Raw genomic sequence first — 24,617 nt, forward strand, 5'->3', positions numbered from 1 at the left:
CTATGGCGCAAATGTGGCCGCAGGCCTTAGCCCTTTAGGCAAGTTGAATAGAACCGTCAGAGTAAATCAAACACTAGGCTGTCTCTGTGCTCAATGGCCCCTTCTAACACCAGACTGGTAATTTTCATATAACGGTGTCCGTTGTTATCATTAAGGACGGATAGTTAAAAGTAAAAATAGCTTGTAATGTGACCACTCACCTCTTCGTTCTTCCAATGCTGATAGCGTGCTTGACTGCGTATAGACCAATCATTGGTGACGCGCCAGTGCCAAGTCATATCGACTTGTGATTGCGTCAGTGAGGAACGATTAAGCAGCGGCAGATACTGTGCTTGCACGCCGAGACGATGGTCATCAGCAAGTTGCCATAGTAATCCTGATTCTAGGCCGGTTGCTAGATTAAATTGATCATCGCTGGCAGCCCCGTGACTCAAAGAGGTGGACCACAAGGCATAAGCGTGTAAACCGTTACTGTCTCCCCATGACTGACCCATGCCTCCTTGCGCAAACCAACGACCTTCCTGCTTGTCCGTGGTCGGCTGGCGATCAAAACCTGCACGAACGTTCCACGATAGGCTAGAGAAAACCGGCTTTTTCGGCGCGATGGTCATCGCATCGATCAGATAGAGCTTATCCAGTTGTGTATGACCGTCCTCATCATGACTGACTGCGACATCGACAAAACTGATTTGTGCGCCGGGCACAAAGCCATCTTGAGGATCCAATAAGTCATGGTAAGCGGCGCGCCACGCAAACGTAAGGGCATCTGAACGATACATCGCTGCTCTCGCGCCAATCCCAATACGTGTAGATCCGTGGCCTTTATCCGGCGCGATATTGGTATTTTTTACTGGTTCAAACGGCGAGGCGGCATCGATTTGGCTGCGCAATGCAAGTAACTGAGTGAGACGCTGTGCATAAGGATCCCTGGGAAGAGCTTGATCATAAAAATCGAAATTAAGCCACTCGTAAGCAAATTCATAAATCGCGGCCAATTGCTCGTCAGTGTATTGCTGGTGGTCTGGAAAATCGCCATTTTTTGCTTTTTGCGCAGCGTCAAACACAGTATGAGAGGCTTGTTGCGATATATTTAATAAGCGAGTACCAAATGAGGCACGGAAATTGGGCGTCTTAATCAAATCATGATTGGCTAGCGTTTTTACTGTATCTGACGGGATCGCTTGAAACGGGAAGTCATCAACCAAATTTAAATCATTGCGAGCCAGCTGAAGCAACGCGAGCAGTTGGTATGAGCAGTTTTCGTCAAGAAAGTAGTAATCGAAGGTCGCGCTTTGCATCTCCCACAAATGCAGCAATACGCGGTTGACCTCTTGTTCGGACAAGTTAAGGGGGTACTCCCAAATATCTCGTGACTCAATGTCGTTATACTCGCGAACTTTGCGATAATAAGGCATCACGGTAAATTGTCCTGGGTAGGCGCCAAATAGCCCCTTTGCGGCATACAAAGCGGCGTTGTCGTCTTGGCTGGGTTCCGCAGCAAAATTGACTGCGAATGCCACCAATTCTTTATTCCGTGTTTGATCTTGCGCGTCAATTCGCAGCAGTGTATGACCAAACATAGAGGAGGGGTTGTTCATAAAGGCAGTTGGAAAAACCAGGTCATACCGTCGGGATCAAGCACCTTTTGCCAGCGTTCAAGTTCCGGACAATCCAGTTGTGCAGTGCGTCCCGCTTTCGACTCGAGCCAGGTAAAACGCGCGGGATATTGGCATCTTGCCGCTTTTGCGACGGAAGCGTCAGCATGGTAAAGCGCATTGATTGTTGCCGCTAGCTCTTGTTTCGGGTGTGTCTTTCCGTTAGCGGCAAGAAAAAAGTCTTCTGAATCAATCGTACTTTCATAGCCCGATAGCGTATTAGGGAGGTAGTGACCCAGTTTTAGCCAGTATGACTGGTTGGCCAAGGTAGGAATATCAAAGTCACTATTTTTCGTAACAGTCGCTGTCTTCGCAAACGTAGCCGTCTTTGTAAAATCAGACGTCTTCGCCAAAGCTGACGCGCTAAAGAGAGAGAGAATGATGAGACTAAGACGAACAAATAGCGAGGCGCGAGAATTAAACAGTCTCATATCAGTACAACGATTCACATCCAGAAACATGAAAGTGCCCAAAAAGGGCACTTTCGTACTTAATAACCGCCTCTGCATGGCGGATAACCATCAAGTGTTATAACACTTAGATTTTATACGCTGACAGCTGCTCGTTCTGCGCAACCACGGTATTTAGGTTGGTGAGTACTTCCTGTGAAGTCACTTGGTCAGAGGTCACAATTGACGCGAAGTTTTGTTTTGCAACGTTATTAAATGCTGCTTTATCTGCATCTTTGATGCCCCACACTTCAGAAAGCGTTGCCAACGTCTCGCCTTCGCCACGTGCGATATCACGTGCTAAATTGTCCATATTTCCGTCGATGAACATGGCTAGCTTCTGCTGTGAATCAATGGTGCCGGTGCCGTCACAGCCTAACGTACCAAAGGTGATACCAAAGGTTTGGTTACCAGAGGTGCCGTTTGTTGTGGCGCCGAGGACTTTGTAAACCTTTCCTTGTTGACCATCAAATACCATTGTGCCGAGACCACAACCGATATCTGAATCTGCCAAGCCGCGCCAGAAAGTGGAAGGGTAGCAAGTGCAGCAATAGCGATAAATTTTTTCATGGTAATCCTTTTGATTGAAAATGATGTAAAAAGAGTTTACCCCAAAATAGCTTCTCAAATGTGAGATTATTAGACAGGAAAACGCTAAAAATTTGGTGTGCTGATTTTATTGACTGTTTTGTATAATTTCAACGACATCTCTGCGAAATTGGGATTAGCTGCTCAAAGCAAGACAAATAGCGCGCTATAACACCTTATTTGGACCAAAATATATGTAGTCCAACGCACACAGGTGGGTCAAAGCACCCACTATAGACATACTCGTTAGCTATTAACGCCCCTAGCGTGCAAGGACAGCACTAAGTGAACTTATGGCAAATCAAACCGCAACGGACACAGTCTCGGCAACATCGGTGTCGACCCGAAAAAGTAAAAATCTCACCATTCTTTGGGAGCTTATTGCCTTTATTCGCCCTTATCGCTGGCAAGTAAGCGCCGCATTGCTGGCCTTGGTGTTCACCGCGTCATTGACGCTCTCGGTAGGACACGGTGTTCGGCTTTTGATAGACCAAGGCTTTGCGCAGCAATCACTGGTTGAGCTTGGCAATGCCGTGCAGTTTCTTTTGCTGATCACCGTATTAATCGCCGTCGGCACCTTTTTTCGTTTTTATTTAGTGTCTTCGGTCGGTGAACGGGTCAGTGCTGATATACGCCAAGCGGTGTTTGATCATGTGATTGGTCTGCATCCGAGCTATTTTGAAACCCACGGCAGCGGCGAAATCATGTCGCGGATCACCACTGACACCAGCTTGCTGCAAAATATCATCGGTTCCTCGTTTTCCATGGCGATGCGTAGTGCCTTGTTGTGTCTAGGCGCCATCATCATGTTGTTTGCTACCGACATCAAACTGACCTTGATTGTACTGGCATCCGTGCCCTTTATTCTGGTGCCGATTTTGATTTATGGCCGCCGCGTGCGGGTGTTATCGCGGCAAAGCCAAGACTCGATGGCGGAGGTGGGCAGTTATGCCGGTGAAGCGATCGCCAATATTAAAACCGTGCAAAGCTTCGCGGTAGAAGATCACGCCAAAGCTGCATTTGGACAAGAGGTAGAGCGTGCCTATCACATCGGGCGCGAACGCGTGAAACAAAGAGCCATTCTTATTTCCGGCGTGATCGTGATTGTATTTAGCGCCATCACCGGCATGTTGTGGGTTGGCGGTCGAGATGTGATCCACGGCACCATGTCGGCTGGCGATCTGGGGGCGTTTGTGTTTTTCGCCATCATGGTTGCTTCCTCGATGGCCACCTTGTCTGAAGTGCTGGGAGAATTGCAGCGCGCGGCTGGCGCGACGGAGCGCTTGGTGGAGCTTTTGCACGTGCAAAGCCATATTCGTACGCCAACCACCGCGCCAATCAACCCTCAAACGCTGAGCAATGCTATTCGCTTTGAAGCGGTGCATTTTCATTATCCCACGCGTCCCCATCAAGCAGCGATTGATACACTGAGTTTATATATTCAGCCAGGTGAAGTCGTCGCCTTAGTCGGACCGTCGGGAGCGGGGAAAACCACGGTATTTGAATTACTGCAACGCTTTTATGATCCGCAGTCAGGCGCGATTATGCTGGGCGGGCAAGATATTCGCACCTTGTCCCCGCAAGGCTTGCGCCAACAAATGGCATTAGTGCCGCAACAACCGGCCCTGTTTAGCGATGATGTGATAGGTAACATCCGCTACGGTAAGCCAGCCGCCAGTGAGCAAGCCGTGAAAGAAGCGGCGATTCAAGCGCACGCCGATGAATTTATTCAGCAATTGCCGGAGGGTTATCACAGCTTTCTCGGCGAGCGAGGCGTGCGGCTTTCGGGCGGACAACGGCAGCGCATCGCGATTGCACGCGCGATTCTCAAGGATCCGCGGATTTTGTTGCTTGATGAAGCCACTAGCGCGCTGGATAGTGAAAGTGAGCATGCGGTACAGCAAGGTTTGGCTGCTTTGATGCGTGACCGCACTACCTTGATTATCGCTCACCGCTTATCGACCATTCAGCATGCTGACCGCATTGTAGTGATGGATCAAGGTAAGCTGGTGGATGTGGGCAGCCATACCGACTTGCTGACGCGCTGCCCTTTATACCAACGATTGGTCAACCGTCAATTTAATGAGCCTGTAAACCCCTAAGCGTTTTTTTCTAGGGCTTTTATTTGTTGATCTATTTTTTCTGCTTCTTCGGTCATGAGTGAGTAACCTCTGATATCGCCATTGCGTTGCGCTTCAAAGGCTTGTTGTTGCTTGGCATCGTACTGTTTTCTAGTTTTACTGGATTAGGTTTTAAAAACGAGAACATAGTGGATCCTTATAGATTGATTACCGTCATCATTACGATGTTTACCTAAGCTTAGATGACCGTTCTGTTAACTGGATGCAAATTGATTGCATTCAGCATCACGCTTTTCTCGCGGGTTTAACACAATGTCGCATTCAACGTACGTGCATAATTAGTATGTGCTAATATTTCGATGGATTACAAAAAGGAGTGCGTCATGAACAAGAAACGGATGATCGGTAGCTTATTCGGATTAGGGTTATTCACGGGTGCAGCTCAAGCATCTACGGATTCGGTGGAACAAGCGTTGGTGATGGTCAACAGCGGCGAATTGCAGACCCAAGGGATGGCTATGGTATTAGCAAATACCATGCAAGCCCAAGGGACGCACGTTGATGTGTTGTTATGTGGTAAAGCCGGTGAGTTAGCGTTTAAAGACACTGAAAACTCACCGTTAAAGCCCAAAAATGTCACGCCAGAACAACTGATGATGAAGCTACAACGAGGCGGTGCTGATATCAGTGTGTGCGCACTCTTTTTGCCTAACAGTGAGAGAGGGCAAGCGGCACTGCGTTCTGGGATTTCAGTGGCTAAGCCACCACAAATTAGTCAAATAATGCGAAACAAAGACGTGCGAGTGTTTAATTTCTAATCCTAACAACGACTGTATCGCGCGACGCTGACCTTATCCGCTAGCACTAAAACGAGTAGGTCACGCCCAGCGCGCCGCCAAGTTGCAGCTCTGGGCCGCCGTGGAAATTGACTTCTGGATGCACCTGACCATAAGCACTGATCTGTTTGGTGATGGCCCAATCGAGTCCAATCGGCAAGCGCACGCCATAATCGTCATCCCATTCGGCCCAGCCACCTGCGCCCACATACCAATCAACAGGGATCTCGGGATTATCAAAAGTGCCGTGTTGAAAAAGGTAATCAAACGCGGTGCCGTCATTGCCGAGAGTAAAACGGTACTGATCGTCGACTTCCAGTATAGCGCTCAGTTGTTGATCGACGGCAAGACCCGCCGCGATATTAGTCTTCTCTTCTGCCAATGCCTGGGTAGCCAGACCAAGGGTTAATAGGATGCTGAGAGCGATAGGTTTCATAATGTGCCTTATTACTGATTTTTCAGATGGCACAGAATGTAGCGGTGTTCGGAGAACAATCTGTCAAGCGTTTGTCAGCGACATTTAAAAGTTCATCCTGTTATGTCAGCCTTTGTGCAGTGCAAGCCATTCATAAAAAAGGCGAACCGAGCGGCTCGCCTTTAACATCACTATTTCCGCGAGCGGAGTGGATTACTCATCCATATAGTTTTCGATGCTGGGGCAAGAGCAAATCAGGTTGCGGTCACCATAGACGTTATCGACACGGTTGACCGATGGCCAGTATTTGCTTGCCTTGCTATGGGCGGATGGGAAGCAAGCGAGCTCACGTGAATAGGTGTGAGACCACTCGTCTGCCATCAGGTCCGCTTGGGTGTGGGGCGCATTGACCAATGGGTTGTCTTCTAACGTCCATTCACCGTCTTGTACCTTGGCAATTTCCTCGCGGATGGCAATCATGGCATCACAGAAGCGGTCTAATTCTTCTTGGCTTTCACTTTCGGTCGGCTCGACCATCAGGGTGCCCGCGACCGGGAACGACATGGTCGGCGCGTGGAAGCCATAATCCATCAAGCGTTTGGCGATGTCTTCTTCGCTGATGCCGGATGCCTCTTTGAGTGGGCGAATGTCAATAATACATTCGTGCGCAATGCGTCCGTTTTTACCGCGATAAAGCACGGGGTAGTAGGGACGCAAACGCTCCATCACATAGTTGGCGCTGAGAATTGCCAACTCGGTCGCGTGCGTTAGGCCTTGTTCACCCATCATGMGATGTACGCCCATGAAATAGGGAGAATCGAGGCACTGCCCATTGGCGCGGCCGACACGGCAAAGGCGTCGCCTTGCTCCACATGACCCGGAAGGAAAGGCGCAAGGTGCGATTTCACGCCAATCGGTCCCATGCCCGGGCCGCCACCGCCGTGGGGAATACAGAAGGTTTTGTGCAGGTTGAGATGCGAGACATCTGAGCCAATATAGCCCGGCGTGGTCAGCCCCACTTGCGCATTCATGTTGGCGCCATCCAGGTAGACTTGGCCGCCAGCATCGTGCACCAGCTCGCACACTTGTTGCACGGTTTCTTCGTATACACCATGTGTCGATGGGTAGGTGATCATAATGCACGAGAGCGCATCGCGGTGTTTATCGATCTTGGCTTTCAGATCGTCAATGTCGATATTGCCATCGTCATCACAGCCAACCACCACCACTTTCATTGAGACCATCGCCGCGGAGGCTGGGTTGGTGCCGTGCGCCGAGCTTGGGATCAAGCACACGTTGCGGTGACCGTCACCACGGCTTTCATGGTAGCGCTGAATCGCGATTAAGCCCGCATACTCCCCTTGTGCACCTGAGTTTGGCTGCATAGAGATCTCGTCGTAGCCGGTGATTTCACACAACATGTCACGCAGTGATTTACCCAGTGTTTGATAGCCTTTGGCTTGCTCCAACGGCACAAACGGGTGCAGGGCACCAAACTCTGGCCAAGTGACGGGGATCATCTCGGCAGCGGCGTTCAGCTTCATGGTGCAGCTGCCTAGCGGGATCATTCCGTGGGTGAGGGAGAAGTCTTTGTTTTCCAACGCTTTCATATACCGCATCAGCTTGGTTTCACTGTGGTAGCGGTTAAAGACGGGATGTGTCAGGTATGCACTGCTGCGGCGGCATGCGGCAGGGATCGCGGCAAATTCATCGGCTTCAATATCGCTCGCCACGCCTTCCGCATTGCCTTGGCCGGTGAGCGCGGCAAGCAGTTGATTGACTTCTACCAGCGTGCTCGCTTCATCAAAGCTTACGCCGAGTTGGCCATCTAATTTACGCAAGTTAAAGCCGGCATCCTGCGCTTTTTGATACAAGGTGTCGGTTTGCTCGCCCGTATTGAGCGTCACAGTGTCAAAGAAGCTGTCGTGAGCAAGGCTCAAGCTTGCCGCTTGTGCTGATTTGGCGAACAGCGCGGTGAGGTGATGTACACGGCGGGCAATTTTCTTCAGCCCCTCTGGGCCGTGATACACCGCGTAAAAAGCCGCCATGTTGGCCAGCAAGGCTTGAGCAGTACAAATATTCGAGGTCGCTTTTTCACGGCGAATATGTTGCTCACGCGTTTGCATCGCCATACGCAGGGCTTGGTTGCCTTTGCTATCGACCGATACGCCAATCACACGGCCAGGCATGGTGCGCTTTAGCTTATCACGCGTGGCCATAAAGGCAGCGTGTGGGCCACCGTAGCCCATGGGCACGCCAAAGCGTTGTGCCGAACCAATCACCACATCGGCGCCCATTTCACCCGGCGCTTTGAGCAAGGTGAGTGAAAGCAGATCGGTGGCGACCGCGACCAGCGTCTTTTTGCTTTGTGCCTCGGCAATAAGCGCACTGAGATCGCGCACTTCGCCGGTGGTGCCTGGATACTGGAGTAGGGCGCCAAATACGTCGTGCTGGTTAAGCTTGTCCGTGTCATCAACAATGATGTCAAAGCCCAAGAAGTTGGCGCGCGTTTTAATCACGTCCAGCGTCTGTGGGTGCACATCACTGGCAACAAAAAAGGCGTTTCCTTTGTGCTTACCACCTCGTTTGCACAGGGTCATGGCTTCCGCGGCTGCGGTGGCTTCGTCGAGCAGTGACGCGTTAGCCAAATCCATCCCCGTTAAGTCCATCACCATTTGCTGAAAGTTCAGTAGGGATTGTAAACGACCTTGAGAGATTTCTGGCTGATACGGAGTATAAGCGGTATACCAACCGGGTTTCCGTAATACATTACGCAAAATTGGTGGTGGGGTATGGGTGTGGTAATAACCTTGGCCAATCAAGCTGCGCTTAATGGTATTTTGCGCGGCAATGTCGCTCAGTTCCGCCAGCATCTGGGTTTCGCTTTTTGGCGCGTTAAGGTTCAGCGGCTTTGGCAAACGGATGTCAGCAGGGACGGTTTCTTCAATCACATGCTCAAGGCTGGTGGCATTGATCGTAGCGAGCATGGCATCTTGCTGTTGGGTATCTGGGCCATTGTGGCGAGCGATAAAGTCATTATCGGCCACTAGGCTATCGAGTAAACGAATATGCGTCATGATAGTCGTCCTGAATTAGTCGTGGATGGCCGCGGTATAAGCGTCCGCGTCCATCAGATGATCCAAGTTGGTGTCGTCAGCGAGTTTGATTTTCGCAATCCAGCCGCCTTCAAAAGGTTCGTCGTTAACCAACTCTGGGCTGTCTTCTAGATCGTCATTGATAGCAATAACTTCACCATCAACCGGTGCATAGATATCTGAGGCAGCTTTAACCGATTCCACTAGAGAAAAACCTTCACCTTTCTCAGTACTGTCACCAACCTCAGGTAGATCGACAAACACAACATCGCCCAGCAGACCTTGGGCATGATCGGTGATCCCCATGGTGACCGTGCCATCGCCATTGTCTTTGACCCACTCATGGCTTTCGGAATACTTCAGTGTCGCGTCCATTTGCTACTCTCCTGCTAAACTACGGACTGCTCGCTTTATGAGCAATTTACATTGTAAATTGAGGCGGACCCATTTCTGTTCGCCTCATTATTTTTAACTGTTTGATTTGTATTGTAATTGTTGGCAATTGGTCTTTGCTGATAACTTAGCTCTTGGTTTTTATTGACGATAAAGTGGGAAGCGCGCGCAAAGTTGCTGCACTTCTTTACGAACCCGTGCTTCAACCTCAGCGTTACCTTCTGGTGCCTCGACGAGGGCATCTAATACATCGCCAATCCAGTCACCAATCTGACGAAATTCGTCGGTGCCGAAGCCGCGGCTGGTGCCAGCCGGTGTGCCAAGACGAACGCCTGAAGTGATCATGGGTTTTTCAGTATCGAAGGGAATGCCGTTCTTGTTACAAGTGATCCCGGCACGCTCCAGTGCTTGTTCTGCCTGGTTACCTTTTAAGCCTTTCGGGCGCAAATCAACCAACATCAAGTGGGTATCGGTGCCGCCCGTAACAATGTCGCAGCCCCGTGTTTGCAGAACCTCGGCCAGGACTTTGGCGTTAGCAACCACTTGATCAATATACAATTTAAACTCAGGCTCCAGCGCCTCACCCAATGCCACGGCTTTGGCGGCAATTACGTGCATCAATGGACCGCCTTGCAAGCCGGGGAACACCGCCGAGTTGATCTTCTTATTGATGTCTTCATGGTTGGTGAGGATCATCCCGCCGCGTGGGCCACGCAGGGTTTTATGAGTGGTGGTGGTGACCACATGTGCATAGGGCAGTGGCGAAGGATGCGCGCCAGTGGCCACTAGGCCAGCAATATGTGCCATATCGACCATTAAATAGGCACCCACTTCATCGGCAATCGCGCGGAAACGAGCGAAGTCAATTGGGCGTGGGATCGCGCTGCCGCCAGCAATGATCATCTTGGGTTGATGCTCACGTGCCAGCACGGCGACTTCATCGTAATCAATTTCTAAGCTGTCTTTGCTCACCCCGTATTGCACCGCATTAAACCATTTGCCAGATAGGGCAGGGCGCGCACCGTGAGTCAGGTGGCCCCCGGCATCCAGTGACATACCTAAAATGGTATCGCCAGGTTGCAGTAGCGCCAGCATCACGGCGCCATTGGCTTGCGCGCCCGAATGCGGCTGCACGTTGACATACTCGCAGCTAAACAACTGTTTTGCACGGGCTTGGGCAATGGCTTCGACTTCGTCGACGTGCTCACAGCCACCATAATAGCGGCGGCCTGGATAACCTTCGGCATACTTGTTGGTCAAGCAGGTGCCTTGCGCTTGCATCACCGCTTGCGAGACGATGTTTTCTGATGCGATGAGCTCAATTTGCTGCTGCTGACGTTTGTGCTCAGCCTGCACTGCCGACATCACGGCACCATCGGACTCCGATAAATTGGTGGAGAAAAACTGCTCCAATTCTACATTCGGGTAGCTCGGTTTCATTGCGCTTTCCTTAATTGGCGATGGTGGCTAACAGGCCACAACATTAATTGGGATCACATTGGTAGCAAGGCCGCCTTGTGAGGTTTCTTTATATTTGCTCATCATGTCAAGCCCGGTCTCGTGCATGGTTTTAATCACGCTATCGAGCGAGACGTGGTGCTGACCGTCACCACCCATTGCCAACCGGGTCGCGTTAATGGCTTTTACGGCGCCCATGGTATTGCGTTCAATGCAAGGGACTTGCACCAGGCCATCGATTGGGTCGCAAGTGAGGCCAAGGTTATGCTCCATACCAATTTCTGCCGCGTTTTCAATTTGTTGATTGCTCGCCCCCATTGCCGCGGCTAATCCTGCTGCTGCCATTGAGCATGCGACGCCGATTTCTCCCTGACAGCCGACTTCTGCCGCCGAAATGGAGGCATTGGTCTTGTACAAGGAGCCGATAGCCGCCGAGGTGGCCATAAAGGTACGGATCCCGTCTGGATTATTGGGCGAGACAAACTTGTCGTAATACGCCAGTACGGCAGGGATCACGCCGGCAGCACCGTTAGTTGGCGCGGTAACCACCCGGCCGCCCGCAGCATTTTCTTCATTGACTGCCATCGCAAACAGATTGACCCAATCATTGCTATCTGTGGGTAAGCCGTGAGCTTGCTTGTCATGAATGGCATCGTACATGCCTTTAGCGCGTCGCTTGATGTTTAAGCCACCGGGTAGCACGCCACCTTGTTGAACCCCGCGGTCGATACAGTCGCGCATCACTTGCCAAATATGGTCTAGCCCTTGGTTGACGGTCTCACGTGTCGCACTTGGATCGGCATACTGAGCTTGCGCGATTTCATTGGTAAACATCAACTCACTGATGGTCATGTCAGTTTTCGCGCATTGCTCAAGCAACTCTGCGGCGCTATTGAACGGATAGGGTGGCGTAAAATCGGTCGCCAAGCATCCGTCTCGCCCTCTTCGACAACAAAGCCGCCACCGACAGAAAAATAGGTTTTACTGGTCAAACAATCACCGGCTTTATCGTATGCGCTGACTGTCATGCCATTGGGATGCTCGGGCAGCACCTTCTCATAGTGAAAGGCAATATCTGCCTCCCAGTTAAATCGAATATAGTGGCGTCCCGTAAAGGGCAGCTCGCCGCCGTTTTTGACCATCTTGGTCATGGTATCGATTTCATCTGATTCGATGGTCGCGGGCATTTCGCCCATCAATCCCATAACGCAAGCCACGTCCGTGGCGTGGCCTTTTCCCGTTAGCGCCAAGGAGCCGTATAAATCGACGCTCACGCGATGAATTGCATCGAGCGATAGCGTTTGGATCGCGAATTGTGAAAAGCGAGCGCAGGCCACCATTGGGCCCACGGTGTGCGAGCTTGAAGGCCCAACACCTATCTTGAACAGGTCAAACATGCTGTGACTCATGGCCTGTCTCCTAAATCAGTAAGGTACGTTGTTGTCATTATTTATACTGTTCGACATGTCAGATGCCGACATTGCTTCACGTTACACTCAGCAGACCGCGACTGCGCTTTACTGCTGATTTAAACATTTTGTTAACGTACCTAAGCGTTTACTTTTCCGCAAAATAAATTTCCAATAAGAAACCTATGTTGTGATCCTAGAGACAAAACCTCACCTTTCTTTTACACTACAACACTACGCAAACGTTTGCCTTTTTATCTTAAGCTAGGGTAAATTGCAAATCAATGCCGATGAAAACAAAGGGTTTTGCGGGATGTTTATTGGATGATTTTTTGATAGGTTTGCATGTAATCTTATGTTATTAAAGAAAATAATATGACGTTATTACCAAGTGATGCGTGAGGGAGACGTGCACAGCACCTGACTCAATTCGCTTGCTATGTCACGTTTATGGTATCGCTATTTTCCGATAGGAACTTTTTTGTTAAAAGTGTTAATGCACTAAACAGCACAAGACAACCGATAGAGGTGAACAGCAGGTGACAACAGAGCAATCAACACAGGATGTGTACCCGTCTATGCAGGTTGAACGATCGCAACGTGAGGGCGAAGTGCGTGAGCCTATTGCGCCTTTGCGATTGGGTCCGCGCTTAAAAGCCGTGCGGGTCGGTTTAGGGTTAACGCTTGAAGAGGCAAGTCAACGGACCGGGCTCGCTCGCTCGACATTGTCCAAAATTGAGAACGAACAGATATCGCCTACCTTTCAAGCCATGCAAAAGCTCGCGCATGGGCTGGATATTGATATTCCGCAGCTGTTTGCCCCACCCAAAAAGCGGCAAGCAACAGGGCGACGAGACGTGACACTGGCGGGACAAGGCAAAGCGCATCCTACCGGTACCTACGAACATGAGCTATTGGCTACGCAGCTAAGCAATAAGAAGATGATGCCGTTTAAATCGCGGGTCAGAGCGCGTGCCTTTGAGGACTATAGCGACTGGATCCGGCACGACGGTGAAGAGTTTTTGCTGGTGTTGGAAGGTAGCATCCAATTTTATTCTGAGTTTTATGAAGTGATTACGCTCACAGAGGGCGATAGCGTGTATTACGACGCCACCATGGGACACATGCTGGCCTCTGTCAGTGATCACGATGCCCTGATTTTATGGGTAACCGCTTCTTAAATGGATGACATAAACACATTGCTAAATGCGGGTTAGTGGCCCGCAGGCACAATATGGAGTTAAACAATGGCTGAGTTACTAACCACCCCGTTACACGCTCTACACGTAGACATGGGTGCAAAAATGGTGCCTTTTGCTGGTTATGAGATGCCAGTGCAGTACACGCTGGGTGTGCGCAAAGAGCACTTGCACTGTCGCGAACACGCGGGATTATTTGATGTGTCTCACATGGGACAAATTCGCCTCCATGGTAATGACGCGGCGAAAGCGCTTGAAACACTCGTGCCTGTCGATGTCGTGGATTTACCGAAAGGAAAGCAACGTTATGCGGTGTTTACCAATGAGCAAGGTGGGATCCTCGATGACCTTATGATCGCGAACCTTGGTGACCACCTTTTCTTGGTCGTTAACGCGGCGTGCAAAGCGCAAGACATCCAGCATTTACGCGACAACCTCAAAGGCGATGTTGCGGTAGATGTCATTGACGATCGCGCGCTATTGGCACTACAAGGACTGAAAGCGGCTGAGGTGCTCGCTGCCTTTAACCCGGTAGTGAACGACATGGTCTTTATGGATATTCAGCCTGTGACCATCAATGGCATTGACTGTGTGGTGAGCCGCTCAGGTTACACCGGCGAAGATGGATTTGAGATTTCTGTGCCTGCTGAGCACGCAGAATCACTCGCGAAAGCACTGCTTGATGATGATGCGGTGGAATGGATTGGCTTGGGTGCGCGAGATTCATTGCGTCTGGAATGCGGTCTTTGCCTATATGGCCATGATCTCGACACCACCACCACGCCCGTTGAAGCCACGCTAATTTGGGCGATCAGCAAGGTGCGTCGTGCCGACGGTGAGCGAGCAGGCCGGTTCCCTGGCGAACAAATGATCCTAGACCAAATCGCCACTAAAGACGTGAGCCGCAAACGGATTGGTTTAGTCGGTCAAAGCAAAGCACCGGTCCGTGAAGGCAGTAAACTGTTTGATGCAGAGGATAATGAAATAGGCGTAGTCACCAGTGGCACATTCGGCCCAACGAAAGGCATGCCAGTGGCCATGGGTTACCTTCCGCCTGCGTTCATCACCCCTGGCACCGAGGTCTATGCCGAAGTGCGCGGCAAGAAACTGCCGATGACAGTCGAAAAAATGCCCTTTGTGCCCCAGCGGTATTATCGCGGTTAATCTGGGTTGCTCTACAAACGAAGAAGCGCAGTCGACAGTGACTGCGCTTTTTATTTAGTGTCGTATTAAAGAACTACGCCTCACTCAGTTGCTCAACCGCCTCTAGTGCTTGAGAGCCGTAAATCAACGACGGACCACCGCCCATCACAATGGCGACATTAATCGTTTCTACGCATTCTTGTTTAGTCGCGCCGTGTTTCAATGCGGCGGCCACGTGTGCGCCGATACAGCCATCACAGCGCGCGGCAATCCCGATACCTAACGCAATGAGTTCTTTGGTTTTAACATTCAGATCGCCCTCTGCCATTGCAGCACGATGAAGCTGGCCAAATGCAGTCAGTGTCTCGCTGCTGTGCGCTTTAAATTGTTTGTTGAGTGCCAACTGTTGCTGGTTAATCTCTTGGTAGTCTTTCTTACTCATTCCCAATCGCTCCTTGTTATTTAGATCATACTAATTTACAACCTTTGCATGTAGGATGCAATCAAACTTTGCTAGCTTTATTCATTCTCTTAAAAGCGTAGCTTGTTATTTTTTAAGGAAAAACAGACATCAACATAGAATGAAAGGGGAAACGTAAAAACCACAAAACAAGAAGGCGAGCATATCAGCTCGCCGTTTTATTTTCAGTATGTTTTGCGTATTGCTAAACCACTTCCACAAAACCCATCAGGCCGGTTTTCATATGCTCAATCACATGGCAATGATACATCCACCGGCCTGGGTTATCGGCCACAAAAGCCGCCTTGGCGTGGCCATTTTTACCCAACAGCACGGTGTCAGTGTGGAATGGAGTGACCGGTTTGCCATCCATTTCTAGCACAGTAAAAGTGTGGCCGTGCAAATGAATAGGATGATGGTATTGGGTCACATTTTTTAAATCGAAGATATAAGTTTTCCCGCGTTCTAGCGTTGCTATTGGCTCAGGGATATTACCTTTGCTCATTCCCTCCCAGGCGCGCTTATTCATCAGCCAAAACTCATGGTGCCCTTTTCCTTGCTTATCCGCAGGAGTAATGGCACCTGCCCACTCAAAGGTGAAGTGGCGTGTTTCGGCGTTGGCTAAATCAATGGGTGTAATTGGATTCAGAGGCAACGCAGGGAGTGGTTTTTCAATCAACGTTGACGGTGTTGTGATGAAGCTTGCCAGCAAGAAAGGAAAACGCCCTTTCATGTACATGACTTCGACTTTTTTGCCTGCTTTCGGTGCAATTAGCCCAATATCGACACGCATCCCCGGCGCGATTTTGTGCTCATCTAACCGTCGCGGTGTGGCAATCGGGTTGCCATCGATGGCGATTATCCAGGCTTCCGCACCACGCACTTGAATTGGGTAGGTCAGTGTATTGTCCACGTTTGCCAAACGTAGCCGCGTGGTGGCATTTTCTTGCAGTGTATATTCAGGGTGGTGGCTCCATTCACTGTCCCCCATTCCGCCGGGGGTGCCCATACGCGCGCTGTAGCGAGGAATAGCGAGATCTTTCCAATTGCCCTGACGGTCGAGATGCCAGTGTTTGAGTATCAGTGTGTGCTCTTCATCAAACTCAACGGGGGCCGCTTCTTCAACCACAATAGCGCCCACCAAACCTTTGCCCAGTTGCACTACAGAATTCATGTGCGGGTGATACCAAAAAGTGCCAGCATCGGGCGGTGTAAAACGATAGGTAAAGGTTTCACCCGGCTGGATCGGCGCTTGAGATAAGAAGGGAACACCGTCCATTTCTATAGGAATACGCAGTCCATGCCAGTGAATCGTCGTCGGCTCGTTTAAGTTGTTGGTGAAGTGAAGGGTCACTGGCTCGCCTTGACGACAGCGAATGGTGGGCGCTGGGATCTCGCCATTAAAGGCCAATACGTCGGTTTGGTGACCGGGCACGAGGGACGCATGGCTTGGTTCCGCACTCAAATGGTATTCCCACTGTCCCGTTTTCCGGGAAGCAGAGATCAGTGAGCAGGCGGGAAGGGTAGAAATAGCAGCCATTGCCGCTGTTGATTGCAAAAAACGACGACGAGACCAACCCTGCGCCATCAATCCTTGTTGTCCTTTGTGCATACAACGCCCTCTATACTCACAAAAATTGTACGGCATTGTATCGTAAGATCATTAATTGAGAAAGGTTATCAATTGTATTTGTGAGGCAGTTAAAGGACGCCTACCCAACAGCCACATATCGTCGAATTATTGACGATGGAAAGCCTCTAAGCCAGGTGATTGATTAATCGGAGGTAATGATTCAAAACCCGGTTTGGCAATGTAGTAGCCTTGGAATAAATCGACGCCCAACTTAGCTAAACAAGCAAGCTCACCTTCCGTCTCTACACCTTCGGCGATAATTTGACGGCCAAGCTCGCGACACATGGCAATGCTATGACGAACAATGGCTTGTTTGGTGGGATCCGTGTCAATATCACGCACTAAAGCCATATCTAATTTGACGATATGCGTTTCTATATTGGCGAGGGCAGTGAGCCCCGAATAGCCCGATCCAAAATCATCAATTGCCGTCAAAAATCCTTGAGAGCGGTAGTGGCGCATGATGTGTTGAATATGCTCGTAATCTAGTACTTCCTCGCCCTCAGTGAACTCAAACAGGATTCTATCGAGTGGAAACTGATTATCGCGAGCCGCTTTCAACGTTGTTTGAATGCAACGTTCAGGCTCGTAAACGGCATTAGGCATGAAGTTAATGCTGAGATAACAAGGTATTGAAAGTTCTGCCGCTAATTTGACAGCTTTAATACGGCAGGTTTGGTCAAATTTATACTGATTGTCCGCGTTAACATGCTTGAAGACACTGCCGGCACCACTGCCATCAACACCTCGCGCTAACGCCTCATAGGCAAACACGGTTGCCGTCGACAGTTGAATAATGGGTTGAAAAGCCATGGTAAAGGAAAAAGGAAGTGGCTGTGCACTTTTACATGCCTCACATTGTGAATTCATTGATGCCATAAGCTGATGCCAGTAATCAAATAATGATGTGTCTTCTATTTACGTCAAGATTAATGGAGTTTTGGGCAGAATGCGAATTGAATGGTGCAAAGTATGCGAGTTAGCACGGTTTACGGCTGCGTCGGCAAGCTTATTCCATCATGTTGCCGCAAAACCAGGTACCTTCGCTCAAAAGGCATGTTTACTGACGTATTCGTAGAGATGATTTAATCAATGATTCAGTCGTATACGCATTATTATAACGTCGCAAAACAAGTTGGCACTAGATATGCTTAAATTTTAACCGGCAGTCAGAAAGTGTCATTGTGATGGCGGAGTCGGCCAACACCAATGGATTTTCCGATGATTACCACAAAACACTCAGAATTGGTTTATACCTTAATAGGTGGCTTTACAACCAAACCTAAGACGTGCCGGTTCAAGGTAACTGGCCAGTGACAGAGGATGAACGTCATGCTTGCTGAAAAACGGGATGAAATAGACAACCCCCTGATTTGGCCGATACTCAGTATTTTAGAATCGACACGACAAAGCTGGAAAGTGCATCATCTGTTGGGTGAGTTGCGCAAAGAAACCATGATAGCGCAACTCGATGATGACCCCCACCTTGATTTGTTCAAACGTAATTTCCTGATCATGAACGCCTTGTATCAACTGCAAGAAATGTTGTTGCCCCAACAATGGTTGCAGGTTGAATCTATGGATATTCAACTACAGTGGCGTGTGAGCAATCCGGGTTGTGTAGCGAAAGAAATCGATTACCAGGATCCATTGCGTGACTACTACATGGACTGGAATAACTACGATGCCAGCCAAGATGATGTCAAAGAATTGCTGTCGTCCTTCTGGAAGCACTACCAGCGTCACATAGGCAATGACACGCCGGGGGCAGCGATGCTGGAGCGATACAAAGCACTTAACGTGTTGGGTTTAGATGAAAATGCTAGCGAGCATGAAATTCGTCGCCAGTGGCGAAAAATGGCACTGAAATGGCATCCAGATCGCCCAGAGGGTGACGCAACAACGTTCCGTGAAATGTGCGAAGCGTGGCAGAGCTTGAGGCTTTAACTGTCGCAATCGACCAGCGCTGTATCGACCAAAGACAGGATGGTAGGGCACGATTAAACAGGGTGAATGTATATTCATTCCGTTTAATCGTGTTTTGGTTAAATTAATCGTATTTACGGTAGAATAGCGTCATGATTCTGACACTCGTTACACTTAGGCATTATTCAAACTGCGGCTTCGTAGTTCAAAAATCAGCTTCTCCGCGCTGCACTCAAACTGCATTTTAATCGTCAGAGCATCGTTTTTAACCTGCTGGTTATTAAAGTCGTGCTTCACGGCAGGATTAATGCTTTTTGCCAGTTCAAGATATTGTTCGAAGCGAGCTTTTAGCGCTTCAGGGCTGGTCGCTTCAATCGTGACCTCTGCTACATCATCGCCTTCTGAGATAATGTATCCAATCTCAGCACTTACACCGCATGCATCGCAAGCGTCAGTTTGATTCTCTTTCATGGTGTTCCCCTACATAAACGCAGCCAATAACGTCGCGTTTAAGACGTGGCTGCAAACCAGTGGTACGATCTTTAGCAAACACATGCCTGTGGCACATTGAGATAGGTCAGGTTTTTGTTTCTTTTCTGCATCGACGATGGAAAAACCACCGGTTTCCCGTTTAAAGGTAGCACCCAAAAGAGAGAGAGCGTTTTAATCTGAGGGTCTGGCGGTGCCCCTATACATCTTGGATGAGGGCACCTGTTACGCTATGCCCAGTCTTCTTCCCACTGCACGAGCGTGCCTTTGGGCCAGTGAGTGCCCAGATCGTGGTATTCCTGCTCTATCTTATGACGACGAATTTTTAACGTCGGTGTGAGTTTACCGTTTTCAATACTCCATGGTTCTTTGATCATCAATACCCCTTTAATTTGCTGATGCGACTCAAGCTCACCATTGATGGTATCTACCACTTTTGTCACTCGACGCTCGTAGCGAGCTCGGTCAAAATGCGGGAAATGGTGTGGGAGGGCGAGAAGAATGGGTGCTGGCATGCCTGATCCAATCACACACAGCATTTCGGCGTTCGACAATTCAAATAAGCGCTTTTCAATCGGCACAGGAGCGACAAACTTGCCTTTGGCAGTTTTGAACGTATCGTTTTTACGCCCTGAGATACTTAAATATCCCTCGCCGTCGAGCTCCCCTAAATCACCGGTGTGCAACCAACCATCGACCAAGGTTTCTTTGGTGGCCTCTTCGTTTTTGTAATAACCGCTGAACAGCCCTTGGCTTTTAACCAAGATCTCTTGGTCGTCTGCGATCTTTATTTCAACCCCCGGGCCGGCATTGCCAACGGTACCAATTTTATCGGCACGGAAGGGATAATTAATGGTGCTGTATGCGTAGCTTTCCGTCATCCCCCAGGCCTCGGTGACATTGAGTCCAATTTTGCGATACCACTCAAGCAATGCCGGCGCGACTGGGGCTGAACCACAACCTAATACACGTGCTTGATCTAGGCCTAAATTCTTGGCGACTTTATTTTTCACGATTGTACTCACTAACGGAATACGGAGCAGTAGGTTCAACTTACCATCAGGCAGTTTTTCTTGAATCCGCTGCTGAAACAGCGTCCAAAGTCGTGGGACCGAAATAAACAGGGTTGGACGGTGCATTTTGACATCTTCAATAAAGGTATCGAGTGATTCAGGAAATGCTGTCGGGATCCCGCCCATAATGGCTGATCCCATGATATACACACGTTCTGTAATATGCGCCAGAGGCAGATAGGAAAACAAACGATCGTCAGGCTCAATACCAATATGATCAATCAGGCGTTGCGCAGACCAGCAATAACCGCCGTAGCTCAACATGGCCCCTTTAGGTGGCCCTGAGGTGCCCGAGGTATAAACCAGCGACATCAGATCGCCATCAAGATGAACAGGGCGCTCGTCGGAAGGCGCATGATTGGCGATCAAATCGTGCCATTCATAATGACAGCTTACGGTGGGATGAGGAAAAGCAATTGTTTTGATATTAGGCATGCTCTCCAGCGAGGCCGTTAGGGCTTTACTGTCATCCAGTTTACCCACGAACATCGCTTTCGATTCACTGTGGGTGACGACATGATCGATGGTGTCTTTACCCGCGGTGGGGAAAATGGGCACACTGATATAGCTCCCCATCATCATTGCCAAATCAGCGATAAACCATTCAGCACAGTTTTTGGATATCAGCGCGATTTTGTCTCCCGGCTTGAGCCCATATCACGGAGTGCCGTGACCATTTTCTGAGCCTGCTCGGCGACATCGGCAAAGGTATAGTCATGAAAACGGCGGCCGTGGATTTGGCGCAGAAAGACATGGTTTGGACGCTCATCGGCCCAACGTAAGATTTGGTCATGCGGTTTGATATGTGACATTGGACTTCCTCATTGTCGCAACGTGGAGGTACGTTAAACGTTATAATAATGTTAACTTACGGATCGTTGGCCGTGATACGCAAGATAATCATTTAAACGGGTGTCCAAATTATGACTGATGACACTATTTGCGGTGATTTTTATCTGATTTTTCAGTTTTTTCACCCTATTTTCGTGGGAGGGTTTCAGAAGTCGATCCGCCTCAGCGTTCACACAAGGGGTTTAGTGTCAGGCTTTATTGGTGACTCTGTACTATTTTTAGTAAGGGGAAGGCTTTATTGCGAGCCAGCCTCAACCGCGAGCCAGATGGCGCGCGTTACATCACTGCGCCATCAGTGGCGATTGACGGGGAGAACAGGTTACGCATGCCAAAACGGAGTAAAGCGCAAACGCAACAGACCATCGAGACCATACTGGCAGAAGCTAAACACCAACTATTGATGCTTGGCTATGAAGGAATGTCGTATACCACATTAAGTGAAGCGACCGGCGTATCGCGCACCGGGATTAGTCACCATTTTCCCCGTAAACAAGACTTTATGGTCGCACTGGAGCCTTTTATCGTAGAGAGTTTACGCGAGCCGCTTGATACAACCAGTACGACCAACGCGTTTATGACCAGTTGGATGCAGGCAATGCACGCAAACGGTGACTTTAAAGCCACGCTTAAACTCTGTTTCTATCTACTGATTAGTGGTAAAGCGGACAATGGTGCAGCGTTTAGGATCTTAAAAGCACTACAAAATGAGTGTGAGCAGCATATGCAAACGGATCTCACCGTCGCGTTCTCGCAATTATTGGGCGCAAGCCTGCTACTGTGCCGTCAAAAAAGTGAGAGGTACGCAAAGTAAGTGTCTCTACCGGTGCAGTCAGGTCAATTGCCAGACACACCGATAAAGTTGACGCTCAACTGACAGACATGTCCTCATTTTTTTGTTATATTGGTCACGCTTTCAAAGCAATACATTTTTTGGAGATAACTATGAACAATACCGACCATCCTCCGAGTCGATACGGAGAAAAATAGCGACCGTTGGTATTGTCTCTGTCAGTTTACCAGCCGTTGTTGATAGCTGGTCCCACCTGCTTTATTTTTCTCCTCTCGCTGTAACGCATAATGCTGCCTTTTAGGGGCTATACGTTGTTGATGGTCGTTACCTGTTGCCAATCGGGAGATTCGCCATGACGGTAATGAACAACACCTTTGAAAATACTGCAACGTTCTCAACCTCTGAGATCGTCGCGGCACGTAATGCCTTTTTGCAATACGATTTAAACCGACAAGTCGAGTTACTCACGATAATGCCAATCGAGGAATCGATGGGCGTCCTGCGTTACTGCTCAGTGGCCCATGTCCAGCATTTGCTCGATGCGTTGGGCGAGCAAGGTCATCAGCGCCAAGCGGATAAATATGCGCATCGCCTTGGCGTGATGCCACCGAAAGCAACGTGTTCTTGCGTATGATTGACACAGTACTCGCGCAACGAAAAGCGATAACGATTATGTCGATAGTGATGGGCATGGCAGGTGTGGTCGGTTACCTATCACTTTTGTTTTTGCCTAGTTGATGCGCACTTAGCTTGATCTTACGCAGTAAATTGTTGGGCAATTATGCTATCAATGTAACAATAGTTGAATTTTTCAAAAATATTTTAATAATGGGGTGGCGGCCACACGCCGCGATCCCAATTCTGCCAATAAGGTAAACCTATGAGTGATGCACTGGTACTCGTTATAAATTCAGGCAGCTCGTCATTAAAGTTTGCACTGATGGATGCGCAAACAGGCGATGCTGTGATTTCAGGCGCCGGAGAATGTTTTGGTCGTGACGAGGCTTGCATGAGCTGGAAAGTCGACGGCAACAAAACAGAAAAAGCATTGAGCGCAGGGAGCGACCACCATCAAGAGGCCATGGACATTATCGTGGGCCTTATCGAAAACAACCAATTAAGTGATCAAGTACAGGCAGTCGGGCACCGTGTGGTTCATGGTGGCGAAACCTTCAGCCGAGCGACGTTGATTGATGATGCCGCTCTGGCACAAATTGATGCTTTAAAAGCCTTGGCACCGCTGCACAACCCTGCGCATGTGGTGGGTATTAAAGCCGCACGTAAAGCCTTTCCAAACCTGCCACAGGTCGCTGTTTTCGATACGGCTTTCCATCAGACCATGCCAGAAAAAGCGTATCACTACGCGATCTCGCGTCAGCTCTATAATGACTACGGCATTCGTCGTTATGGTTTCCATGGCACTAGCCATTATTATGTCAGCCGAGAAGCAGCAAAATGGCTAAACCAAGCGCCCGAGCAAACCAATGTGATTACCGTTCACTTAGGTAACGGTGCGTCTTTATGTGCGGTGAAAGACGGGCAAAGTGTCGATACCAGTATGGGATTCACTCCTTTAGCTGGCCTGATGATGGGGACACGATGTGGTGATATTGACCCTTCCATTTTAGAGTTTCTTGCCAAAAAAGGTTTGAGCACCGATCAGATTCATCATGAACTGCTCGACAAAGCCGGCTTACTGGGCGTTTCTGAGTTGACTAATGATTGTCGCGGCTTGGTGGAAGCGGCAGAGCAAGGGCACAAAGGCGCGCAATTAGCGCTCGAAATGTTTGCTTATCGGGTAGCAAAATATATTGCAAGCTACATGGTGCCTTTATCTCGTCTTGATGCGATCGTTTTCACTGGCGGCATTGGCGAGAACTCGCTACCGGTCCGAGAAATGATCCTCAACGAGCTCGCGATTTTCGGTTACCAGTCAGATACCGATGCCAACGCTGCGGCTCGCTTCGGTGCCGCTGGCCAAATCACGACCCAAGACTCACCGATCGCATTAGTGATCCCCACCAATGAAGAACTAGTGATCGCACAGAAAGCCATGGCAATGGCCTGATTGCCTCGCTTCGCCTCATCATGATAAAAAGCGAGCCTTAACGCTCGCTTTTGTAATGAAGACTCATCAACCTATATCAAGCCTAGAGTGATCCCACACAAGACTCACTGCCTATAATGATAGACATCCCGTGTCCGGTTTTGGTTTAATGCCCGAACAATAAAAAGGTTGATTAGGTATGAAACTATATAACGTTATCAAAGCTTACTTATTGGAATCGCTGGTTTTGGGAGGCGTGTTAGCACTTGGTATATGGTTGGTGTTTGCAGGGTAGTCACTTATCCCGCGCTCGCCATTAACGTAAGCGGTTAATAAACCCCACATACCCATAAGACACGGGCTTTGCCATAGTACCTTTTTGACTGGAGGTACGATGAAACAAGCACAAAAACGCGCGCACTGGGCGGCGATCATTGAACAACAAAAGCAAAGCACAGTATCCATCAAGCAGTTTTGCCAAGACAACGCTATTCCCTATCAAACTTTTTATTATTGGTCGAAGCGATTACGTGAGCACGAGCAAGCGCAAACCGTGCAGCCGGTCGTGGTCGAGGCATCCGGTCACTTACCAGGGGCGTCCGTCGTGCTTGTCTTTGCCAATGGCA

General features: G+C 49.4%; 20 protein-coding genes and 4 pseudogenes. 9 read left to right on the forward strand and 15 right to left on the reverse strand.

Translation table 11 applies throughout. The features are described 5' to 3' along the window. Positions 1–164: 164 nt before the first annotated feature. From DZ54_RS19300 to DZ54_RS19305, 3 genes and pseudogenes are all read right to left on the reverse strand, one after another. Positions 165–1,598, reverse strand: a complete 1,434-nt coding sequence (locus DZ54_RS19300) for an Lnb N-terminal periplasmic domain-containing protein (protein WP_240473919.1) — start codon at positions 1,596–1,598, stop codon at positions 165–167. After that, complete coding sequence (locus DZ54_RS25845) at positions 1,595–2,086, reverse strand: DUF7843 domain-containing protein (RefSeq protein WP_240473920.1); 492 nt, start codon at positions 2,084–2,086, stop codon at positions 1,595–1,597. The genes DZ54_RS19300 and DZ54_RS25845 overlap by 4 nt, the downstream gene beginning before the upstream one ends. Positions 2,087–2,192: 106 nt before the next feature. Then, positions 2,193–2,674, reverse strand: a pseudogene (locus tag DZ54_RS19305) (DUF3015 domain-containing protein). Between the two features lie 311 nt (positions 2,675–2,985). Between DZ54_RS19305 and DZ54_RS0105205 the strand changes: the two are divergent. Further along, a complete protein-coding gene (locus DZ54_RS0105205) occupies positions 2,986–4,794 on the forward strand; it encodes an ABC transporter transmembrane domain-containing protein (protein WP_081721596.1) in 1,809 nt (602 codons plus the stop codon). Here the strand turns inward: DZ54_RS0105205 and DZ54_RS27355 are convergent. Continuing rightward, positions 4,791–4,919 (reverse strand): annotated as a pseudogene (locus DZ54_RS27355) (DUF6435 family protein); the annotation flags it as partial. The gene DZ54_RS0105205 and the pseudogene DZ54_RS27355 sit on opposite strands and share 4 nt — an antisense overlap. A 237-nt stretch (positions 4,920–5,156) precedes the next feature. Here DZ54_RS27355 and DZ54_RS0105210 point away from each other — a divergent pair. Further along, positions 5,157–5,591, forward strand: coding sequence for a hypothetical protein (locus DZ54_RS0105210; RefSeq protein ID WP_025673318.1), 435 nt, complete (start codon positions 5,157–5,159; stop codon positions 5,589–5,591). A gap of 46 nt (positions 5,592–5,637) precedes the next feature. On the opposite strand, the gene DZ54_RS0105215 is transcribed toward DZ54_RS0105210, so the two are convergent. The 5 genes and pseudogenes from DZ54_RS0105215 to DZ54_RS19315 form a co-directional block, all read right to left on the reverse strand. After that, on the reverse strand, positions 5,638–6,045 hold the full coding sequence (locus DZ54_RS0105215) for a hypothetical protein (RefSeq protein WP_025673319.1): 408 nt from the start codon (positions 6,043–6,045) through the stop codon (positions 5,638–5,640). A gap of 192 nt (positions 6,046–6,237) precedes the next feature. Beyond that, positions 6,238–9,101: pseudogene (gene gcvP, locus DZ54_RS19310) on the reverse strand (aminomethyl-transferring glycine dehydrogenase). A gap of 15 nt (positions 9,102–9,116) precedes the next feature. Further along, positions 9,117–9,494, reverse strand: coding sequence for a glycine cleavage system protein GcvH (gcvH, locus tag DZ54_RS0105225; protein ID WP_025673320.1), 378 nt, complete (start codon positions 9,492–9,494; stop codon positions 9,117–9,119). A 159-nt stretch (positions 9,495–9,653) separates the two neighbouring features. Then, positions 9,654–10,952: a serine hydroxymethyltransferase gene (locus tag DZ54_RS0105230; RefSeq protein ID WP_025673321.1), complete on the reverse strand. Its 1,299-nt coding sequence runs from the start codon at positions 10,950–10,952 to the stop codon at positions 9,654–9,656. Positions 10,953–10,979: 27 nt separating this feature from the next. Then, positions 10,980–12,379: pseudogene (locus tag DZ54_RS19315) on the reverse strand (L-serine ammonia-lyase). A gap of 578 nt (positions 12,380–12,957) precedes the next feature. On the opposite strand from DZ54_RS19315, the gene DZ54_RS0105240 reads away from it, so the two are divergent. Together DZ54_RS0105240 and gcvT are read left to right on the forward strand one after the other, a co-directional pair. Continuing rightward, the gene (locus DZ54_RS0105240; RefSeq protein WP_051415922.1) at positions 12,958–13,560 is read left to right on the forward strand and encodes a helix-turn-helix domain-containing protein; all 603 of its coding nucleotides are present in this window, start codon (positions 12,958–12,960) and stop codon (positions 13,558–13,560) included. Positions 13,561–13,626: 66 nt separating this feature from the next. After that, the gene (gcvT, locus tag DZ54_RS0105245; protein WP_025673323.1) at positions 13,627–14,742 is read left to right on the forward strand and encodes a glycine cleavage system aminomethyltransferase GcvT; all 1,116 of its coding nucleotides are present in this window, start codon (positions 13,627–13,629) and stop codon (positions 14,740–14,742) included. Between the two features lie 73 nt (positions 14,743–14,815). Here gcvT and DZ54_RS0105250 read toward each other — a convergent pair whose 3' ends face one another. From DZ54_RS0105250 to DZ54_RS0105260, 3 genes are all read right to left on the reverse strand, one after another. Further along, positions 14,816–15,163, reverse strand: a complete 348-nt coding sequence (locus tag DZ54_RS0105250) for a carboxymuconolactone decarboxylase family protein (protein WP_025673324.1) — start codon at positions 15,161–15,163, stop codon at positions 14,816–14,818. A 223-nt stretch (positions 15,164–15,386) separates the two neighbouring features. After that, positions 15,387–16,769, reverse strand: coding sequence for a multicopper oxidase family protein (locus DZ54_RS0105255; RefSeq protein WP_037353626.1), 1,383 nt, complete (start codon positions 16,767–16,769; stop codon positions 15,387–15,389). A 150-nt stretch (positions 16,770–16,919) separates the two neighbouring features. Next, positions 16,920–17,693 (reverse strand): EAL domain-containing protein, encoded by a 774-nt coding sequence (locus DZ54_RS0105260; protein ID WP_051415923.1) that lies wholly within the window; start codon positions 17,691–17,693, stop codon positions 16,920–16,922. A gap of 453 nt (positions 17,694–18,146) precedes the next feature. Here DZ54_RS0105260 and DZ54_RS0105265 point away from each other — a divergent pair, with 453 nt between their 5' ends. Next, on the forward strand, positions 18,147–18,761 hold the full coding sequence (locus DZ54_RS0105265) for a DNA-J related domain-containing protein (protein WP_025673327.1): 615 nt from the start codon (positions 18,147–18,149) through the stop codon (positions 18,759–18,761). Between the two features lie 153 nt (positions 18,762–18,914). Here DZ54_RS0105265 and DZ54_RS0105270 read toward each other — a convergent pair whose 3' ends face one another. From DZ54_RS0105270 to DZ54_RS27360, 3 genes are all read right to left on the reverse strand, one after another. After that, the gene (locus tag DZ54_RS0105270) at positions 18,915–19,211 is read right to left on the reverse strand and encodes a DUF406 family protein (protein WP_025673328.1); all 297 of its coding nucleotides are present in this window, start codon (positions 19,209–19,211) and stop codon (positions 18,915–18,917) included. A 248-nt stretch (positions 19,212–19,459) separates the two neighbouring features. Beyond that, positions 19,460–20,935, reverse strand: a complete 1,476-nt coding sequence (locus tag DZ54_RS19320) for an AMP-binding protein (protein ID WP_420804837.1) — start codon at positions 20,933–20,935, stop codon at positions 19,460–19,462. Then, the gene (locus DZ54_RS27360; protein ID WP_420804836.1) at positions 20,926–21,114 is read right to left on the reverse strand and encodes a hypothetical protein; all 189 of its coding nucleotides are present in this window, start codon (positions 21,112–21,114) and stop codon (positions 20,926–20,928) included. Before DZ54_RS27360 ends, DZ54_RS19320 begins: the two co-directional genes overlap by 10 nt. Before the next feature lie 278 nt (positions 21,115–21,392). On the opposite strand from DZ54_RS27360, the gene DZ54_RS0105280 reads away from it, so the two are divergent. The 4 genes from DZ54_RS0105280 to tnpA all read left to right on the forward strand — a co-directional run. Continuing rightward, positions 21,393–21,965: a TetR/AcrR family transcriptional regulator gene (locus DZ54_RS0105280; RefSeq protein ID WP_051415924.1), complete on the forward strand. Its 573-nt coding sequence runs from the start codon at positions 21,393–21,395 to the stop codon at positions 21,963–21,965. Between the two features lie 331 nt (positions 21,966–22,296). After that, positions 22,297–22,578: a hypothetical protein gene (locus DZ54_RS0105285; protein ID WP_025673330.1), complete on the forward strand. Its 282-nt coding sequence runs from the start codon at positions 22,297–22,299 to the stop codon at positions 22,576–22,578. 246 nt (positions 22,579–22,824) lie between these two features. Continuing rightward, complete coding sequence (locus tag DZ54_RS0105295) at positions 22,825–24,012, forward strand: acetate kinase (protein ID WP_025673331.1); 1,188 nt, start codon at positions 22,825–22,827, stop codon at positions 24,010–24,012. A gap of 373 nt (positions 24,013–24,385) precedes the next feature. Continuing rightward, on the forward strand, positions 24,386–24,617 hold a 232-nt coding region (tnpA, locus tag DZ54_RS0105305), incomplete at its 3' end, for an IS66 family insertion sequence element accessory protein TnpA (protein ID WP_025673332.1).

Source organism: Salinivibrio socompensis S35 (genome assembly GCF_000513715.1).
GTDB lineage: Bacteria > Pseudomonadota > Gammaproteobacteria > Enterobacterales > Vibrionaceae > Salinivibrio > Salinivibrio socompensis.